A 16,763-nucleotide genomic window follows, 5' to 3' on the forward strand; every position below is an offset into this window, starting at 1 on the left:
CTCAGTAGTGAAACGATGCATCGCCGATGGTAGTGTGGGGTTTCCCCATGTGAGAGTAGGTCATCGTCAAGATTCATTTCGCAAAACCCCTATCTGCGCATGCAGGTAGGGGTTTTGTCTTTTCCGGCAGAACATTGTGCTGTGCCGGGCGAACGTTTCCTCTCTAGGGGTGGCCCTTTTCCTATGCAAGGCTTCGGGGCGTGGCTATCATGCCAGCCTTATTCCGAGTCGAGACTGGCATGCTGAAGTTGTTGAATCTCCTCAAGGATGGCCGGTTCCATTCCGGAGAAGCGCTGGGGGCTGCCCTTGGCATAAGTCGCAGTGCCGTATGGAAACAGCTGCAGCATCTTGAGAGTGAGCTGAGCCTGACCATTCACAAGGTCCGTGGGCGCGGTTATCAGCTGGCTGCGCCGCTGAATCTGCTGGAATCGCAAGCGATTGCTGCGTTCGTACAGGGCGAGCAATGGCCTGTGTTCATCCATGAAAGTATCGACTCGACCAATGCCGAGGGCTTACGGCTCGCGTCGCAAGGGCAGGCTGCCCCATTCCTGGTGCTTGCCGAGCGCCAGACTGCCGGTCGCGGTCGTCGCGGGCGGCAATGGGTGAGCCCGTTTGCTGAAAATCTCTACTTCAGTCTGGTGTTGCGGGTTGAGGGTGGCATGCGTCAGCTTGAAGGGCTGAGCCTGGTAGTTGGCCTGGCGGTGATGCGTACCCTGCAGGCTTTTGGGCTCAAGGATGTGGGGCTCAAATGGCCTAACGATGTCCTGGTAAGGGGGCGCAAGATTACCGGGATCCTGCTGGAGTTGGTTGGTGACCCGGCCGACGTCTGTCATGTGGTGCTGGGTATCGGTATTAATGTGAACATGCAGTCCAGCGAGCAGATCGACCAGCAATGGACCTCCATGCGTAGTGAGGTTGGTTTGGCAGTTGATCGTAATCAGTTGGTCGCGTTGCTCAGTCAACAACTGCAACACGAGCTGGCGCGTCATCGCCGCTACGGCTTTGCAGCATTCCAGGAGGAGTGGGAGCAGGCGCACCTGTGGCAGGGGCGCAAGGTTTCGCTCGTTGCCGGCAATACCCGGATTGATGGCGTAGCGCTTGGCGTGGATGGGCAGGGCGGCTTGCGTCTTGATATAGATGGTGTGGAAAAGAGCTTCAGCGGTGGCGAGCTCAGTCTGAGGTTGCGTGATGATTCTTGAGCTCGACTGCGGGAACAGCTTTATCAAGTGGCGGGTGATTCACGCTGCAGATGCGGCTATCACTGGCGGCGGAATCGTCGACTCCGATCAGGCACTTGTTGCGGCAATCGGTGCGGTCCCTGCGTTGCGCCTGGCAAGTGGTCGAATGGTCAGTGTGCGAAGCGAGGAGGAAACCACAGCCCTTTGCGCCCTTCTTCAGCAGGCCTTCGCCATTGCTGTGAGGGTGGCTCAGCCAGCGCAGGAAATGGCCGGGGTGCGCAATGGCTACGAAGATTTCCAGCGCTTGGGTATGGATCGATGGTTGGGGGCCCTGGGCGCATTCCACCTGGCCAAAGGTGCTTGCCTCGTCATTGATTTCGGCACTGCAGCCAAGGCCGATTTTGTCGCGGCCGATGGTGAGCACCTGGGAGGCTATATTTGCCCTGGTATGCCGCTTATGCGCAGTCAGTTGCGCACCCACACCCGGCGTATCCGTTATGACGATGCATCGGCTGAGCGCGCACTGAACAGTCTGGGTCCTGGGCGTTCGACAGTAGAGGCGGTGGAGCGTGGTTGCGTCTTGATGCTCCAGGGGTTTGCCCGAACGCAAATCGAGCAAGCGAAAGCCCTGTGGGGTGATGATTTCACAGTCTTCCTCACCGGTGGCGATGCCCCTTTGGTGCATGAAGCCGTTCCCCGGGCGCGAGTTGTGCCAGATCTGGTATTCGTTGGTCTGGCCATGGCCTGCCCATTGAGCTGAGGTGTCTATGCGCTGGTTATTTCTGCTGTTACTCGTGCTCAACGTCTTCTATTACGTCTGGCATCAGCAGGAGGCTCCGCTGAGGGTCAAAGAGGTCGCTCCGCTCTCTTTATATAAGGGCAGTCAGCAAGAGATTCGTCTGCTGCGCGAAACCGGTGTTGCGACGCCCGCCAAGCGTCGAGATGAGTGCCTGGTGGTGGGCGGATTTGCTGGTCGTGAGCAGCTCGATGCGCTACGCCAACGGCTGCTGAGTCTCGATATCGCCTCACAGCCAGTGGAAGGGCAGCTTCCTGGGGCCGAGGGTCTCTGGCTTAAAGTGGCCCCGGAAGCCGAGCGTTTACTGGACCAAACAGTCCTGACCATTCTTTCCAAGGATTTCAAAGACTTAAAACACAAAATTATTTTGTGCGAGGGTATTGCAACTGCTGAATAGCTTGATAGAATGGCGCCCGCTTCACAGGGAACACCACTCAGGTGGCAGAACCGGAAGCAGTGTCAAAGTAGCTAAGCTTCAGATTTGATTGAAAAAATTTGAAAAAAAGCTTGACACTAAGGCGGCAGCAAAATAGAATGCCCGTCACATCTGGAGGGATTCCCGAGCGGCCAAAGGGGACGGACTGTAAATCCGTTGCGAGAGCTTCGAAGGTTCGAATCCTTCTCCCTCCACCAGTTTTAGCGAGAGCCGCAAGCTCCGCGGGTATAGTTTAGTGGTAGAACCTCAGCCTTCCAAGCTGATGATGCGGGTTCGATTCCCGCTACCCGCTCCAAGTTTGCAGTTGTTGCGCAATGTGTTTCGCTCTTGTAGCTCAGTTGGTAGAGCACACCCTTGGTAAGGGTGAGGTCAGCGGTTCAAGTCCGCTCAAGAGCTCCATATAAACAAGGCAGATATGAAAATATCTGCCTTTGTTTTATCGGCGGTATGACTATTTCTTCTGCGGAGGACTGTATCGATGGCTAAGGAAAAGTTTGATCGTTCCCTACCTCACGTCAATGTCGGCACTATCGGCCACGTTGACCATGGTAAGACCACTCTGACTGCAGCGCTGACCCGCGTCTGCTCCGAAGTTTTCGGTTCGGCCGTCGTTGAGTTCGACAAGATCGACTCGGCTCCAGAAGAAAAAGCGCGCGGTATCACCATCAACACCGCGCACGTCGAGTACAACTCGAATATTCGTCACTACGCTCACGTTGACTGCCCAGGTCACGCTGACTACGTGAAGAACATGATCACCGGTGCTGCCCAGATGGACGGCGCGATCCTGGTTTGCTCGGCCGCCGATGGTCCGATGCCACAAACCCGTGAGCACATCCTGCTGTCCCGTCAGGTTGGCGTTCCGTACATCGTGGTCTTCCTGAACAAGGCTGACCTGGTAGACGACGCTGAGCTGCTGGAACTGGTCGAGATGGAAGTTCGCGACCTGCTGTCCACCTACGACTTCCCAGGCGACGACACCCCGATCATCATCGGTTCGGCTCGTATGGCGCTGGAAGGCAAAGACGACAACGAAATGGGCACCAGCGCTGTTAAGAAGCTGGTTGAAACTCTGGACAGCTACATCCCAGAGCCAGAGCGTGCTATCGACAAGCCGTTCCTGATGCCAATCGAAGACGTGTTCTCGATCTCGGGTCGCGGTACCGTTGTTACCGGCCGTATCGAGCGTGGTATCGTCCGCGTTCAAGACCCGCTGGAAATCGTTGGTCTGCGTGACACCACCACCACCACCTGCACCGGCGTTGAGATGTTCCGCAAGCTGCTGGACGAAGGTCGTGCTGGCGAGAACTGCGGCGTTCTGCTGCGTGGTACCAAGCGTGACGACGTTGAGCGTGGCCAGGTTCTGGTCAAGCCAGGTTCGGTCAAGCCGCACACCAAGTTCACCGCAGAAGTCTACGTTCTGTCGAAGGAAGAAGGCGGTCGTCACACTCCGTTCTTCAAAGGCTACCGTCCTCAGTTCTACTTCCGTACCACTGACGTGACCGGTAACTGCGAACTGCCGGAAGGCGTTGAAATGGTAATGCCGGGCGACAACATCCAGATGACTGTCACCCTGATCAAGACCATCGCAATGGAAGACGGTCTGCGTTTCGCCATCCGTGAAGGCGGTCGTACCGTCGGCGCTGGTGTCGTAGCAAAAATTATCGAATAAGTAGTTGATTTACTTGATCAGGCCGGTATAATGGCCGGCCTGATACAGCGTTACAGGTCAGTAGCTCAATTGGCAGAGCGACGGTCTCCAAAACCGTAGGTTGGGGGTTCGATTCCCTCCTGACCTGCCATTCACCTCGGTGTGATGGCTTTCTTCTTACAGGATCCTCCTCGATGACCCCCAAAACTGAAGCCCAAGAATCGCGTTTTGATCTGTTCAAGTGGCTGGCTGTAGTGGCTTTGGTGGTTGTTGCTGTCGTGGGTAATCAGTATTACTCGGCATCCCCGATCCTGTATCGCGTTCTCGCACTTCTTGCCCTGGCTGCGGTTGCTGGCGTTGTTGCCCTGCAGACTGCGAAGGGTAAGTCGTTTTTTGCGTTGGCGAAGGAAGCTCGTACCGAGATCCGTAAAGTCGTGTGGCCGACCCGCCAAGAAACCACTCAGACCACGCTCATTGTCGTGGCTGTTGTTCTGGTTATGGCACTGCTGCTGTGGGGTCTCGACTCCCTGCTCGGCTGGGCGGTCTCCTTGATTGTTGGCTAAGGGTGTCCCGTGGCTAAGCGTTGGTACGTAGTGCATGCTTACTCGGGTTACGAGAAGCATGTGATGCGCTCCCTGGTAGAGCGCGTCAAGCTGGCTGGCATGGAAGACGAGTTCGGCGAGATCCTGGTCCCGACCGAAGAAGTCGTTGAAATGCGCAACGGCCAAAAGCGCAAGAGTGAGCGCAAATTCTTCCCTGGCTATGTTTTGGTCCAGATGGAAATGAACGAAGGGACTTGGCACCTTGTCAAGGATACCCCTCGGGTCATGGGTTTCATTGGTGGTACCGCAGACAAGCCTGCGCCAATCACCGATAAAGAGGCAGAGGCCATCCTTCGTCGCGTAGCCGACGGTAGTGATAAGCCGAAGCCGAAGACGCTGTTCGAGCCAGGCGAAGTGGTTCGTGTCATTGATGGTCCGTTCGCCGATTTCAATGGCAGTGTCGAAGAGGTTAACTACGAGAAGAGCCGCCTGCAGGTTGCAGTGCTCATTTTCGGTCGCTCTACTCCGGTAGAGCTCGAGTTCAGCCAGGTCGAGAAGGTCTAGCCGAACGAAGCATCCCATACCCCGCAGCCCTATGTGCTGCGGGGTTTTGTCGTCACTGGGATAAAACGCAAGTCATCCGGGGAGCCATCTGGCGTTCGTACCCGATATTGGAGTAGCTCATGGCTAAGAAGATTCAGGCTTACATCAAGCTGCAAGTAAAGGCCGGCCAGGCCAACCCTAGCCCACCCGTTGGTCCAGCACTGGGTCAACATGGTGTGAACATCATGGAATTCTGCAAGGCCTTCAACGCCCGTACTCAGGGTCAAGAAGCCGGCCTGCCGACTCCTGTGATCATCACTGTCTACAGCGACCGTAGCTTCACCTTCGAAACCAAGAGCACCCCTGCCTCGGTTCTGCTGAAGAAAGCTGCTGGCCTGACCAGTGGTTCGGCTCGCCCGAACACCGTCAAAGTCGGTACCGTTACCCGTGCTCAGCTGGAAGATATCGCCAAAGCTAAACAGGCTGATCTGACCGCCGCTGACCTGGATGCAGCTGTACGCACCATCGCTGGCTCTGCCCGCAGCATGGGCCTGAACGTGGAGGGTGTGTAATGGCTAAGCTGACCAAGCGCCAAAAGGCTATCGCCGAGAAAATCGAAGCAGGCAAGGCCTACAACTTCGAAGAAGCAGCAGCTCTGCTGGCTTCCCTGCCGAATGCCAAATTCGTCGAGTCGTACGACATCGCCGTAAACCTCGGTGTTGATCCGCGTAAATCCGACCAGGTCGTACGTAGCGCTACCGTGCTGCCGCACGGCACTGGCAAGACCGTACGTGTTGCCGTCTTCACCCAGGGTCCAGCTGCTGAGGCCGCTCTGGCTGCCGGCGCTGACCGTGTAGGTATGGACGATCTGGCTGCCGAAATGAAAGCCGGCGACCTGAACTATGACGTCGTCATCGCATCGCCCGATGCCATGCGCGTTGTAGGTCAACTGGGTCAGGTTCTGGGTCCACGCGGCCTGATGCCTAACCCGAAAGTCGGTACCGTTTCGCCAGACGTAGCCACTGCCGTGAAAAACGCCAAGGCTGGTCAGGTTCGCTACCGCACCGACAAAAACGGTATCATCCACACCTCCGTTGGCAAAGTCGGCTTCGAAGCTGGCAAGCTGAAGGAAAACGTTGAAGCCCTGATCGCTGATCTGAAGCGTATCAAGCCGGCCTCTTCGAAAGGTATCTACGTTAAGCGCGTTACCCTGAGCACCACTATGGGCCCAGGTCTGATGATCGATCAGAGCTCGCTGAACGTGTAAGACAATGCTGGCGGGTGTCATGCCCGCCAGCAGCAAAAATTGGGGTCCCTGCCTGGCGGGGGCTATCCAAGACCGTAGGCGGCGCAAGCCTTAAACGACCAGCCTACGCAGATGGTGCTCCCGGTTCCTTACCGAATCAGACACCAAAACGACATCCGGCTTCGGCCAGATGAAACGGTAACAAGCAGGAGTTTTACCCGTGGCAATTAAACTCGAAGACAAGAAGGCCATCGTCGCTGAAGTCAACGAGGCTGCCAAAGTCGCTCTGTCCGCTGTCGTGGCTGATGCCCGTGGTGTGACTGTAGGCGCAATGACCGGACTCCGTAAAGAGGCTCGTGAAGCTGGCGTATACGTACGTGTCGTACGTAACACCCTGCTCAAGCGCGCTGTTGCTGACACTGAATTCAGTGTCCTCAACGACGCCTTCACTGGCCCGACCCTGATCGCTTTCTCCAACGAGCACCCGGGCGCTGCTGCCCGTCTGTTCAAAGAGTTCGCCAAGGGTCAGAGCAAGTTCGAGATCAAGGCAGCTGCGTTTGACGGCAAGTTCATTGCAGCGAACCAGATCGACGTGTTGGCTACCCTGCCGACCCGCGACGAGGCCATCGCGAAGCTGATGAGCGTGATCCAAGGCGCTACCAGCAAGCTGGCCCGTACCCTGGCAGCTATTCGCGACCAGAAAGAAGCTACCGCCGCCTAAGGCGCGCGAAACTCTTTCGAATCATACGTTTAATTTGATAGCTGCTTAGGCTGTCACCCCAATACAGGATTTAAGTCATGTCCCTGACTAACGAGCAAATCATCGAAGCAATCGGCCAGAAAACCGTTCTGGAAGTTGTTGAGCTGATCAAAGCAATGGAAGAAACCTTCGGCGTTACCGCTGCTGTTGCCGCTGCTGGCCCAGCTGCTGCCGCTGCCGTTGTTGAAGAGCAAACCGAGTTCAACGTTGTTCTGGTTGAAGCCGGCGACAAGAAAGTCAACGTGATCAAGGCAGTTCGCGAGCTGACTGGTCTGGGCCTGAAAGAAGCCAAAGAGAAAGTCGATGGCGCTCCTCAGGTTGTAGCTGAAGGCGTTTCGAAAGAAGCCGCTGAAGACGCTAAGAAGAAGCTGGAAGAAGCAGGCGCCAAAGTCGAGCTGAAGTAATTTCGACTGTGCGATGCCAGCCCAAGCGTTAAGCGAAGGGCTGATGGCTGGTGGCTTATGCCACCGGCCTTTTTCCGTTATTGGTGGCCGATCAGGTCGGCCCCGATAACGAGCGGTAACCACCATGAGGGTGGCGCAAACCAAGGGGTTTGCACGATTTTCTGGCTGCTCCCGCCGGGAGATGCCAAACAAGCAGGTGACCAAGCTGGGGAATGCTGATGGCTTACTCATACACTGAGAAAAAACGTATCCGCAAGGACTTTAGCAAGTTGCCGGACGTCATGGACGTGCCTTACCTCCTGGCAATCCAGCTGGATTCGTATCGCGAATTCCTGCAGGCAGGAGCATCCAAGGACCAGTTCCGCGACATCGGCCTGCATGCGGCCTTCAAATCGGTATTCCCGATCATCAGCTACTCCGGCAATGCTGCCCTGGAGTACGTCGGCTACCGCCTGGGTGAGCCGGCCTTCGATGTGAAGGAATGTGTCCTGCGCGGTGTGACCTTCGCGGTCCCGCTGCGGGTGAAGGTGCGCCTGATCATCTTCGACAAGGAATCGTCGAACAAAGCGATCAAGGACATCAAAGAGCAAGAAGTCTACATGGGTGAAATCCCCCTGATGACTGAGAACGGTACCTTCGTTATCAACGGTACCGAGCGTGTGATCGTCTCCCAGCTGCACCGTTCGCCGGGTGTGTTCTTCGACCACGACCGTGGCAAGACCCACAGCTCGGGCAAGCTGCTGTACTCCGCACGCATCATCCCTTACCGCGGTTCGTGGCTGGACTTCGAGTTCGACCCGAAGGACTGCGTGTTCGTCCGTATCGACCGTCGCCGTAAACTGCCGGCCTCGGTACTGCTGCGCGCCCTGGGTTACAGCACCGAAGAGGTTCTGAACACCTTCTACACCACCAACGTGTTCCATGTTTCCGGCGAAAAACTGAGCCTGGAGCTGGTGCCTCAACGTCTGCGTGGTGAAGTCGCGGTCATGGACATCCATGACGAAACCGGCAAAGTCATCGTCGAGCAAGGCCGCCGTATCACCGCGCGCCACATCAACCAGCTGGAAAAGGCTGGCGTGAAGCAGCTGGACGTGCCGCTGGAGTACATGCTGGGCCGCACCACCGCCAAGGCGATCGTGCACCCTGCTACCGGCGAGATCCTGGCCGAGTGCAACACCGAGCTGACCACCGACCTGCTGGTCAAGGTCGCCAAGGCCCAGGTCGTTCGCATCGAAACGCTGTACACCAACGACATCGATTGCGGTCCGTTCATTTCGGACACCCTGAAGATCGACACCACCAGCAACCAACTGGAAGCGCTGGTCGAGATCTACCGCATGATGCGTCCAGGCGAGCCGCCAACCAAGGACGCCGCCGAGACCCTGTTCAACAACCTGTTCTTCAGCGCCGAGCGTTACGATCTGTCCGCCGTTGGCCGCATGAAGTTCAACCGTCGTATCGGTCGTACCGAGATCGAAGGTTCGGGCGTGCTGAGCAAGGAAGACATCGTCGAGGTCCTCAAGACCCTGGTCGACATCCGTAACGGCAAAGGCATCGTCGACGACATCGACCACCTGGGTAACCGTCGCGTCCGTTGCGTCGGCGAGATGGCCGAGAACCAGTTCCGCGTTGGCCTGGTGCGCGTAGAGCGTGCGGTCAAAGAGCGTCTGTCGATGGCTGAAAGCGAAGGCCTGATGCCGCAAGACCTGATCAACGCCAAGCCGGTTGCGGCGGCGGTGAAAGAGTTCTTCGGTTCCAGCCAGCTCTCGCAGTTCATGGACCAGAACAACCCGCTCTCCGAGATCACCCACAAGCGCCGCGTTTCCGCACTCGGCCCTGGCGGTCTGACCCGTGAGCGCGCTGGCTTCGAAGTCCGTGACGTACACCCGACCCACTACGGCCGTGTGTGCCCGATCGAAACGCCGGAAGGCCCGAACATCGGTCTGATCAACTCCCTGGCGGCCTACGCCCGCACCAACCAGTACGGCTTCCTGGAAAGCCCGTACCGCGTGGTGAAAGAGGGTGTGGTCAGCGACGACATCGTGTTCCTGTCCGCGATCGAAGAAGCCGATCACGTCATCGCCCAGGCTTCGGCCGCGATGAACGAGAAGAAGCAGCTGATCGACGAGCTGGTTGCGGTCCGTCACCTGAACGAATTCACCGTCAAGGCGCCGGAAGACGTCACCCTGATGGACGTTTCGCCGAAGCAGGTAGTTTCGGTTGCTGCGTCGCTGATTCCGTTCCTCGAGCACGACGACGCCAACCGTGCGTTGATGGGTTCGAACATGCAGCGTCAGGCTGTACCTACCCTGCGTGCAGACAAGCCGCTGGTCGGTACCGGCATGGAGCGCAACGTTGCCCGTGACTCCGGCGTCTGCGTCGTGGCTCGTCGTGGTGGCGTGATCGACTCCGTCGATGCCAGCCGCATCGTGGTGCGTGTTGCCGATGACGAAGTAGAAACCGGTGAAGCCGGTGTCGACATCTACAACCTGACCAAATACACCCGTTCCAACCAGAACACCTGCATCAACCAGCGTCCGCTGGTGAGCAAGGGTGACGTGGTCAAGCGCAACGACATCATGGCCGACGGCCCGTCCACCGACATGGGTGAACTGGCACTGGGTCAGAACATGCGCATCGCGTTCATGGCCTGGAACGGTTTCAACTTCGAAGACTCCATCTGTCTGTCGGAGCGCGTGGTTCAGGAAGACCGCTTCACCACGATCCACATCCAGGAACTGACCTGTGTGGCCCGTGACACCAAGCTTGGCCCAGAGGAAATCACCGCGGACATCCCGAACGTGGGTGAAGCTGCGCTGAACAAGCTGGACGAAGCCGGTATCGTCTACGTAGGTGCCGAAGTCGGCGCTGGCGACATCCTGGTCGGTAAGGTCACTCCGAAAGGCGAGACCCAACTGACGCCGGAAGAAAAACTGCTGCGCGCGATCTTCGGTGAGAAGGCCAGCGACGTCAAAGACACCTCCCTGCGCGTGCCGACCGGCACCAAAGGTACCGTCATCGACGTACAGGTCTTCACCCGCGATGGCGTCGAGCGCGATAGCCGCGCCCTGTCCATCGAGAAGATGCAGCTGGACGAGATCCGCAAGGACCTGAACGAAGAGTTCCGCATCGTCGAAGGCGCAACCTTCGAGCGTCTGCGTTCCGCGCTGAACGGCCAGGTGGTTGACGGTGGTGCGGGCCTGAAGAAAGGCACCGTGATCACTGACGACGTGCTGAACGGTCTGGAGCACGGCCAGTGGTTCAAACTGCGCATGGCCGAAGATGCACTGAACGAGCAGCTGGAAAAGGCTCAGCAGTACATCGTCGACCGCCGCCGTCTGCTGGACGACAAGTTCGAAGACAAGAAGCGCAAGCTGCAGCAGGGCGATGACCTGGCACCGGGCGTACTGAAGATCGTCAAGGTCTACCTGGCAATCCGTCGTCGCATCCAGCCGGGCGACAAGATGGCCGGCCGCCACGGTAACAAAGGTGTGGTCTCGGTGATCATGCCGGTCGAAGACATGCCGCACGACGCTAACGGTACGCCGGTCGACGTAGTACTGAACCCGCTGGGCGTACCTTCGCGTATGAACGTCGGTCAGATCCTTGAAACCCACCTGGGCCTCGCGGCCAAAGGTCTGGGCGAGAAGATCGATCGCATGATCGAAGAACAGCGTAAAGCCGCTGAGCTGCGTGGCTTCCTCACCGAGATCTACAACGAGATCGGTGGTCGTCAGGAGAACCTGGAAGAGTTCACCGACGAAGAGATCCTCGCCCTGGCGCACAACTTGAAGAAGGGCGTGCCAATGGCCACTCCAGTCTTCGACGGTGCCAAGGAAAGCGAGATCAAGGCCATGCTGAAACTGGCAGACCTGCCAGAAAGCGGCCAGATGGTGCTGTTCGACGGCCGTACCGGCAACAAGTTCGAGCGTGCTGTGACCGTCGGTTACATGTACATGCTCAAGCTGAACCACTTGGTGGACGACAAGATGCACGCGCGTTCCACTGGTTCCTACAGCCTGGTTACCCAGCAGCCGCTGGGTGGTAAGGCGCAGTTCGGTGGTCAGCGTTTCGGGGAGATGGAAGTGTGGGCGCTGGAAGCATACGGCGCGGCATACACCCTGCAAGAAATGCTCACAGTGAAGTCGGACGACGTGAACGGCCGTACCAAGATGTACAAGAACATCGTGGATGGCGATCACCGTATGGAGCCGGGCATGCCCGAGTCCTTCAACGTGTTGATCAAAGAGATCCGTTCGCTCGGTATCGACATCGATCTGGAAACCGAATAACACGTGACGCGAAGGGGAGTGCGGCAGCTGATGCCCACTCCCTGCTCCGCCAGGAGGAAAGGCCTTGAAAGACCTACTGAATTTGCTGAAAAACCAGGGTCAAGTCGAAGAGTTCGACGCCATCCGTATCGGTCTGGCGTCGCCTGAAATGATCCGTTCGTGGTCGTTCGGTGAAGTCAAGAAGCCGGAAACCATCAACTACCGTACGTTCAAACCTGAGCGTGACGGCCTGTTCTGCGCCAAGATCTTTGGCCCAGTCAAGGACTACGAGTGCCTGTGCGGCAAGTACAAGCGCCTCAAGCACCGCGGTGTCATCTGCGAGAAGTGCGGCGTTGAAGTCGCGCTGGCAAAAGTTCGTCGTGAGCGCATGGCGCACATCGAACTGGCCTCGCCGGTTGCCCACATCTGGTTCCTGAAGTCGCTGCCGTCCCGTATCGGCCTGCTGATGGACATGACCCTGCGTGACATCGAGCGCGTGCTCTACTTCGAGAGCTATGTCGTTATCGACCCGGGCATGACCACCCTCGAGAAGGGTCAGCTGCTCAACGACGAGCAGTACTTCGAAGCGCTGGAAGAGTTCGGTGACGACTTCGACGCCCGCATGGGTGCCGAGGCTGTCCGCGAGCTGCTGCACGCTATCGACCTGGAGCACGAGATTGGCCGTCTGCGCGAAGAAATTCCGCAAACCAACTCGGAAACCAAGATCAAGAAGCTGTCCAAGCGCCTGAAGCTGATGGAAGCTTTCCAGGGCTCGGGCAACCTGCCTGAGTGGATGGTCCTGACCGTCCTGCCAGTGCTGCCGCCGGACCTGCGTCCGCTGGTGCCGCTGGATGGCGGCCGCTTCGCGACCTCCGACCTGAACGACCTGTATCGTCGGGTGATCAACCGTAACAACCGTCTGAAGCGCCTGCTCGATCTGTCGGCGCCGGACATCATCGTGCGCAACGAAAAGCGCATGCTGCAGGAAGCAGTCGACGCCCTGCTCGACAACGGCCGTCGCGGTCGCGCCATCACTGGCTCGAACAAGCGTCCGCTGAAGTCGCTGGCCGACATGATCAAAGGTAAGCAAGGTCGTTTCCGTCAGAACTTGCTCGGTAAGCGCGTGGACTACTCCGGCCGTTCGGTAATTACCGTAGGCCCGACCCTGCGCCTGCACCAGTGCGGTCTGCCGAAGAAGATGGCCCTCGAGCTGTTCAAGCCGTTCATTTTCGGCAAGCTGGAAATGCGTGGTCTGGCGACCACCATCAAGGCTGCCAAGAAGATGGTCGAGCGCGAGCTGCCAGAGGTATGGGACGTTCTCGCCGAAGTGATTCGCGAACACCCCGTACTGCTCAACCGTGCACCGACCCTTCACCGTCTGGGTATCCAGGCCTTTGAACCGGTACTGATCGAAGGTAAGGCTATCCAGCTGCACCCGCTGGTCTGCGCCGCGTACAACGCCGACTTCGACGGTGACCAGATGGCCGTTCACGTGCCGCTGACGCTGGAAGCCCAGCTCGAAGCGCGCGCGCTGATGATGTCGACCAACAACATTCTGTCGCCAGCCAACGGTGAGCCAATCATCGTTCCGTCGCAGGACGTTGTACTGGGTCTGTACTACATGACCCGTGAAGCCATCAACGCCAAGGGCGAAGGTCGCGTATTCGCCGACCTGCAGGAAGTCGACCGCGTATTCCGCGCCGGCGAAGCTGCCCTGCACGCGAAAATCAAGGTTCGTATCAACGAAACCGTGAAAGAGCGTGATGGTTCGGTGGTCAAGAATACCCGCATCGTCGACACCACCGTCGGCCGTGCGCTGCTGTTCCAGGTTGTACCGGCAGGCCTGCCGTACGACGTGGTCAACCAGCCGATGAAGAAGAAGGCGATCTCCAAGCTGATCAACCAGTGCTACCGCGTGGTTGGTCTGAAAGAGACCGTTATCTTCGCTGACCAGCTGATGTACACCGGTTTCGCTTACTCGACCATTTCCGGCGTTTCCATCGGTGTTAACGACTTCGTTATCCCGGACGAGAAAGCCCGCATCATCGGTAACGCTACCGATGAAGTGAAGGAAATCGAGAGCCAGTACGCCTCCGGCCTGGTAACCCAGGGCGAGAAGTACAACAAGGTCATCGACTTGTGGTCGAAGGCGAACGACGAAGTGTCCAAGGCGATGATGGCCAACCTCTCGAAAGAGAAGGTCATCGACCGCGAAGGCAAGGAAGTCGAGCAAGAGTCCTTCAACTCGATGTACATGATGGCTGACTCCGGTGCTCGTGGTTCCGCGGCTCAGATCCGTCAGCTGGCCGGTATGCGTGGCCTGATGGCCAAGCCGGACGGCTCGATCATCGAGACGCCGATCACCGCGAACTTCCGTGAAGGTCTGAGCGTACTGCAGTACTTCATCTCGACTCACGGTGCTCGTAAGGGTCTGGCGGATACCGCACTGAAGACTGCGAACTCCGGTTACCTGACTCGCCGTCTGGTGGACGTTGCTCAAGACTTGGTCGTGACCGAGATCGACTGCGGCACCGACCAGGGTCTGCTGATGACCCCGCACATCGAAGGCGGCGACGTTGTCGAGCCGCTGGGTGAGCGCGTACTGGGTCGTGTCATCGCTCGCGACGTGTTCAAGCCAGGTACCGAGGACGTCATCGTTCCTGCCGGCACCCTGGTCGACGAGCAGTGGGTCGAGTTCATCGAGCTGAACAGCATCGACGAAGTGGTCGTGCGTTCGCCGATCAGCTGCGAAACCCGTTACGGCATCTGCGCCAAGTGCTACGGTCGCGACCTGGCTCGCGGTCACCAGGTGAACATCGGTGAAGCTGTCGGCGTTATCGCTGCACAGTCGATCGGTGAGCCGGGTACCCAGCTGACCATGCGTACGTTCCACATCGGTGGTGCTGCAAGCCGTACTTCGGCTGCCGACAGCGTCCAGGTGAAGAACGGCGGTATGGTGCGTCTGCACAACCTGAAGCAGGTCGAGCGTGCCGATGGCAACCTGGTTGCCGTATCGCGTTCCGGCGAGCTGGCCATTGCCGACGAATTCGGCCGTGAGCGTGAGCGCTACAAGCTGCCTTACGGTGCGGTGATTTCGGTCAAGGAAGGTGAGAAGGTCGAAGCTGGCGCCATCGTCGCCAAGTGGGACCCGCACACCCACCCGATCGTTACCGAGCTGAAAGGTACCGTGACCTTCGTGGGCATGGAAGAAAACATCACCATCAAGCGCCAGACCGACGAGCTGACCGGTCTGACCAACATTGAGGTGCTGGACGTCAAGGATCGCCCTGCCGCAGGCAAGGAAATCCGTCCGGCCATCAAGATGGTCGATGCCAATGGCAAGGATCTGTACCTGCCAGGTACCGACGTACCTGCTCAGTACTTCCTGCCAGCCAACGCCCTCGTCGGTGTGGCTGACGGTGCTCAGATCGGCGTCGGTGACGTTATTGCGCGTATTCCGCAAGAAACCTCGAAGACCCGCGACATCACCGGTGGTCTGCCGCGCGTTGCCGACCTGTTCGAAGCGCGTCGTCCGAAGGAAGCCTCGATCCTGGCTGAAGTCAGCGGCACCATCGCGTTCGGTAAAGAGACCAAGGGCAAGCGTCGTCTGGTCATTACCCCGACCGACGGTAGCGATCCGTACGAAGAGCTGATTCCGAAGTGGCGCCACCTGAACGTCTTCGAAGGCGAACAGGTAAACCGCGGCGAAGTTATCTCCGACGGCCCGAGCGATCCGCACGACATCCTGCGCCTGCTGGGTGTGAGCGCGCTGGCGAAGTACATCGTCAACGAGATCCAGGACGTTTACCGTCTGCAAGGCGTTAAGATCAACGACAAGCACATCGAGACCATCCTGCGTCAGATGCTGCGCAAGGTCGAGATCGCCGAGTCGGGCGATTCCAGCTTCATCAAGGGCGACCAGATGGAACTGACTCAGGTTCTGGTAGAGAACGAGCGTCTCGCCAGCGAAGACAAGTTCATCTCGAAGTTCACCCGTGTGCTGCTGGGTATCACCAAGGCCTCGCTGTCCACCGAATCGTTCATCTCGGCGGCTTCCTTCCAGGAAACCACCCGCGTACTGACCGAAGCGGCGGTAACCGGCAAGCGCGACTACCTGCGCGGCCTGAAAGAGAACGTGGTCGTGGGTCGTCTGATCCCGGCCGGTACCGGTCTGGCCTATCACAGCGAGCGCAAGCGTCGCCGTGAAGCAGACAAGCCGCTGCGTGTGAGCGCCAGTGAGGTGGAAGCCGCACTGACCGAAGCGCTGAACTCCAGCGGTAACTAAGTACAGGGCAGGGCCCCGGCAAGCCTCGCGCGACCATCGATGACATGAAATGTTGCCGATGATCGGGCGGGGAGGGCCGGGGCCTCGTCTTGACTGGGTGCAAGATCCTCCGTAGACTTTTGTACCCTTAAATTTGGTGAGGCTCCGTCTCGCCAATTTTTGGCTTTCTTGCAAGACAATTGAGTCGCAAGGCAATCAGTGGAGCTAGTAGATGGCAACTATCAACCAGCTGGTACGTCAGCCGCGTAAGCGTTCGGTCGAGAAATCGGACGTTCCTGCGCTGCAGAACTGCCCGCAACGTCGTGGCGTGTGCACCCGCGTGTACACCACTACGCCGAAAAAACCTAACTCGGCACTGCGTAAAGTATGCCGTGTGCGTCTGACCAACGGTTTCGAGGTTTCCTCGTACATCGGTGGTGAAGGCCACAACCTGCAAGAGCACAGCGTCGTCCTGATCCGTGGCGGCCGTGTAAAAGACTTGCCAGGTGTTCGTTACCACACCGTTCGCGGCTCTCTGGATACTTCGGGCGTCAAAGGCCGTAACCAGGGTCGTTCCAAGTACGGTACCAAGCGTCCGAAGTAATCGGCCGTTTGCAGACATCCATTTTTTTGAGTCGATAAGAGTAAGGTCGGGCAGGGGTCGAAGACCCA

The 16,763-nt window shown here is 58.1% G+C and carries 13 protein-coding genes and 4 tRNA genes; all 17 read left to right on the forward strand.

The window, feature by feature from the left end:
- The first annotated feature begins 239 nt into the window (after positions 1–239).
- The 17 genes from birA to rpsL all read left to right on the forward strand — a co-directional run bounded on the left by birA (position 240) and on the right by rpsL (position 16,695).
- Complete coding sequence (gene birA / locus L6D77_RS12985; protein WP_232885647.1) at positions 240–1,199, forward strand: bifunctional biotin--[acetyl-CoA-carboxylase] ligase/biotin operon repressor BirA; 960 nt, start codon at positions 240–242, stop codon at positions 1,197–1,199.
- Positions 1,189–1,938, forward strand: coding sequence for a pantothenate kinase (locus tag L6D77_RS12990; protein WP_232885648.1), 750 nt, complete (start codon positions 1,189–1,191; stop codon positions 1,936–1,938). The genes birA and L6D77_RS12990 overlap by 11 nt, the downstream gene beginning before the upstream one ends.
- A gap of 7 nt (positions 1,939–1,945) precedes the next feature.
- Positions 1,946–2,371 carry a hypothetical protein gene (locus L6D77_RS12995; RefSeq protein WP_232885649.1) on the forward strand — a complete coding sequence of 142 codons (426 nt, stop codon included), beginning with the start codon at positions 1,946–1,948 and terminating at the stop codon, positions 2,369–2,371.
- Between the two features lie 152 nt (positions 2,372–2,523).
- Positions 2,524–2,607 (forward strand) — tRNA-Tyr (locus L6D77_RS13000).
- Positions 2,608–2,631: 24 nt separating this feature from the next.
- Positions 2,632–2,705: transfer RNA gene (locus L6D77_RS13005), tRNA-Gly, on the forward strand.
- A 28-nt stretch (positions 2,706–2,733) separates the two neighbouring features.
- A tRNA-Thr gene (locus L6D77_RS13010) sits at positions 2,734–2,809 on the forward strand.
- Positions 2,810–2,888: 79 nt separating this feature from the next.
- Entirely contained in the window at positions 2,889–4,082 is a 1,194-nt protein-coding gene (gene tuf, locus L6D77_RS13015; protein ID WP_016484647.1) for an elongation factor Tu, read from the forward strand.
- Between the two features lie 54 nt (positions 4,083–4,136).
- Positions 4,137–4,212 (forward strand) — tRNA-Trp (locus L6D77_RS13020).
- 43 nt (positions 4,213–4,255) lie between these two features.
- Positions 4,256–4,624 (forward strand): preprotein translocase subunit SecE, encoded by a 369-nt coding sequence (secE, locus tag L6D77_RS13025; protein ID WP_232885561.1) that lies wholly within the window; start codon positions 4,256–4,258, stop codon positions 4,622–4,624.
- A gap of 9 nt (positions 4,625–4,633) precedes the next feature.
- A complete protein-coding gene (nusG, locus tag L6D77_RS13030) occupies positions 4,634–5,167 on the forward strand; it encodes a transcription termination/antitermination protein NusG (RefSeq protein ID WP_110996446.1) in 534 nt (177 codons plus the stop codon).
- A 119-nt stretch (positions 5,168–5,286) separates the two neighbouring features.
- Positions 5,287–5,718 carry a 50S ribosomal protein L11 gene (gene rplK / locus L6D77_RS13035; RefSeq protein WP_003255500.1) on the forward strand — a complete coding sequence of 144 codons (432 nt, stop codon included), beginning with the start codon at positions 5,287–5,289 and terminating at the stop codon, positions 5,716–5,718.
- Positions 5,718–6,413, forward strand: coding sequence for a 50S ribosomal protein L1 (gene rplA, locus L6D77_RS13040; protein WP_110996445.1), 696 nt, complete (start codon positions 5,718–5,720; stop codon positions 6,411–6,413). The genes rplK and rplA overlap by 1 nt, the downstream gene beginning before the upstream one ends.
- Before the next feature lie 199 nt (positions 6,414–6,612).
- The gene (gene rplJ / locus L6D77_RS13045) at positions 6,613–7,113 is read left to right on the forward strand and encodes a 50S ribosomal protein L10 (RefSeq protein WP_110996444.1); all 501 of its coding nucleotides are present in this window, start codon (positions 6,613–6,615) and stop codon (positions 7,111–7,113) included.
- A 77-nt stretch (positions 7,114–7,190) separates the two neighbouring features.
- Positions 7,191–7,556 (forward strand): 50S ribosomal protein L7/L12, encoded by a 366-nt coding sequence (gene rplL / locus L6D77_RS13050; RefSeq protein WP_003255496.1) that lies wholly within the window; start codon positions 7,191–7,193, stop codon positions 7,554–7,556.
- A 218-nt stretch (positions 7,557–7,774) separates the two neighbouring features.
- Positions 7,775–11,848, forward strand: coding sequence for a DNA-directed RNA polymerase subunit beta (gene rpoB / locus L6D77_RS13055; protein WP_232885562.1), 4,074 nt, complete (start codon positions 7,775–7,777; stop codon positions 11,846–11,848).
- Positions 11,849–11,912: 64 nt separating this feature from the next.
- A complete protein-coding gene (gene rpoC / locus L6D77_RS13060; RefSeq protein WP_232885563.1) occupies positions 11,913–16,112 on the forward strand; it encodes a DNA-directed RNA polymerase subunit beta' in 4,200 nt (1,399 codons plus the stop codon).
- Between the two features lie 211 nt (positions 16,113–16,323).
- On the forward strand, positions 16,324–16,695 hold the full coding sequence (rpsL, locus tag L6D77_RS13065; RefSeq protein WP_003255492.1) for a 30S ribosomal protein S12: 372 nt from the start codon (positions 16,324–16,326) through the stop codon (positions 16,693–16,695).
- The last annotated feature ends 68 nt before the right edge of the window (positions 16,696–16,763 follow it).

The organism is Pseudomonas parasichuanensis (genome assembly GCF_021601385.1).
Classification (GTDB): domain Bacteria; phylum Pseudomonadota; class Gammaproteobacteria; order Pseudomonadales; family Pseudomonadaceae; genus Aquipseudomonas; species Aquipseudomonas parasichuanensis.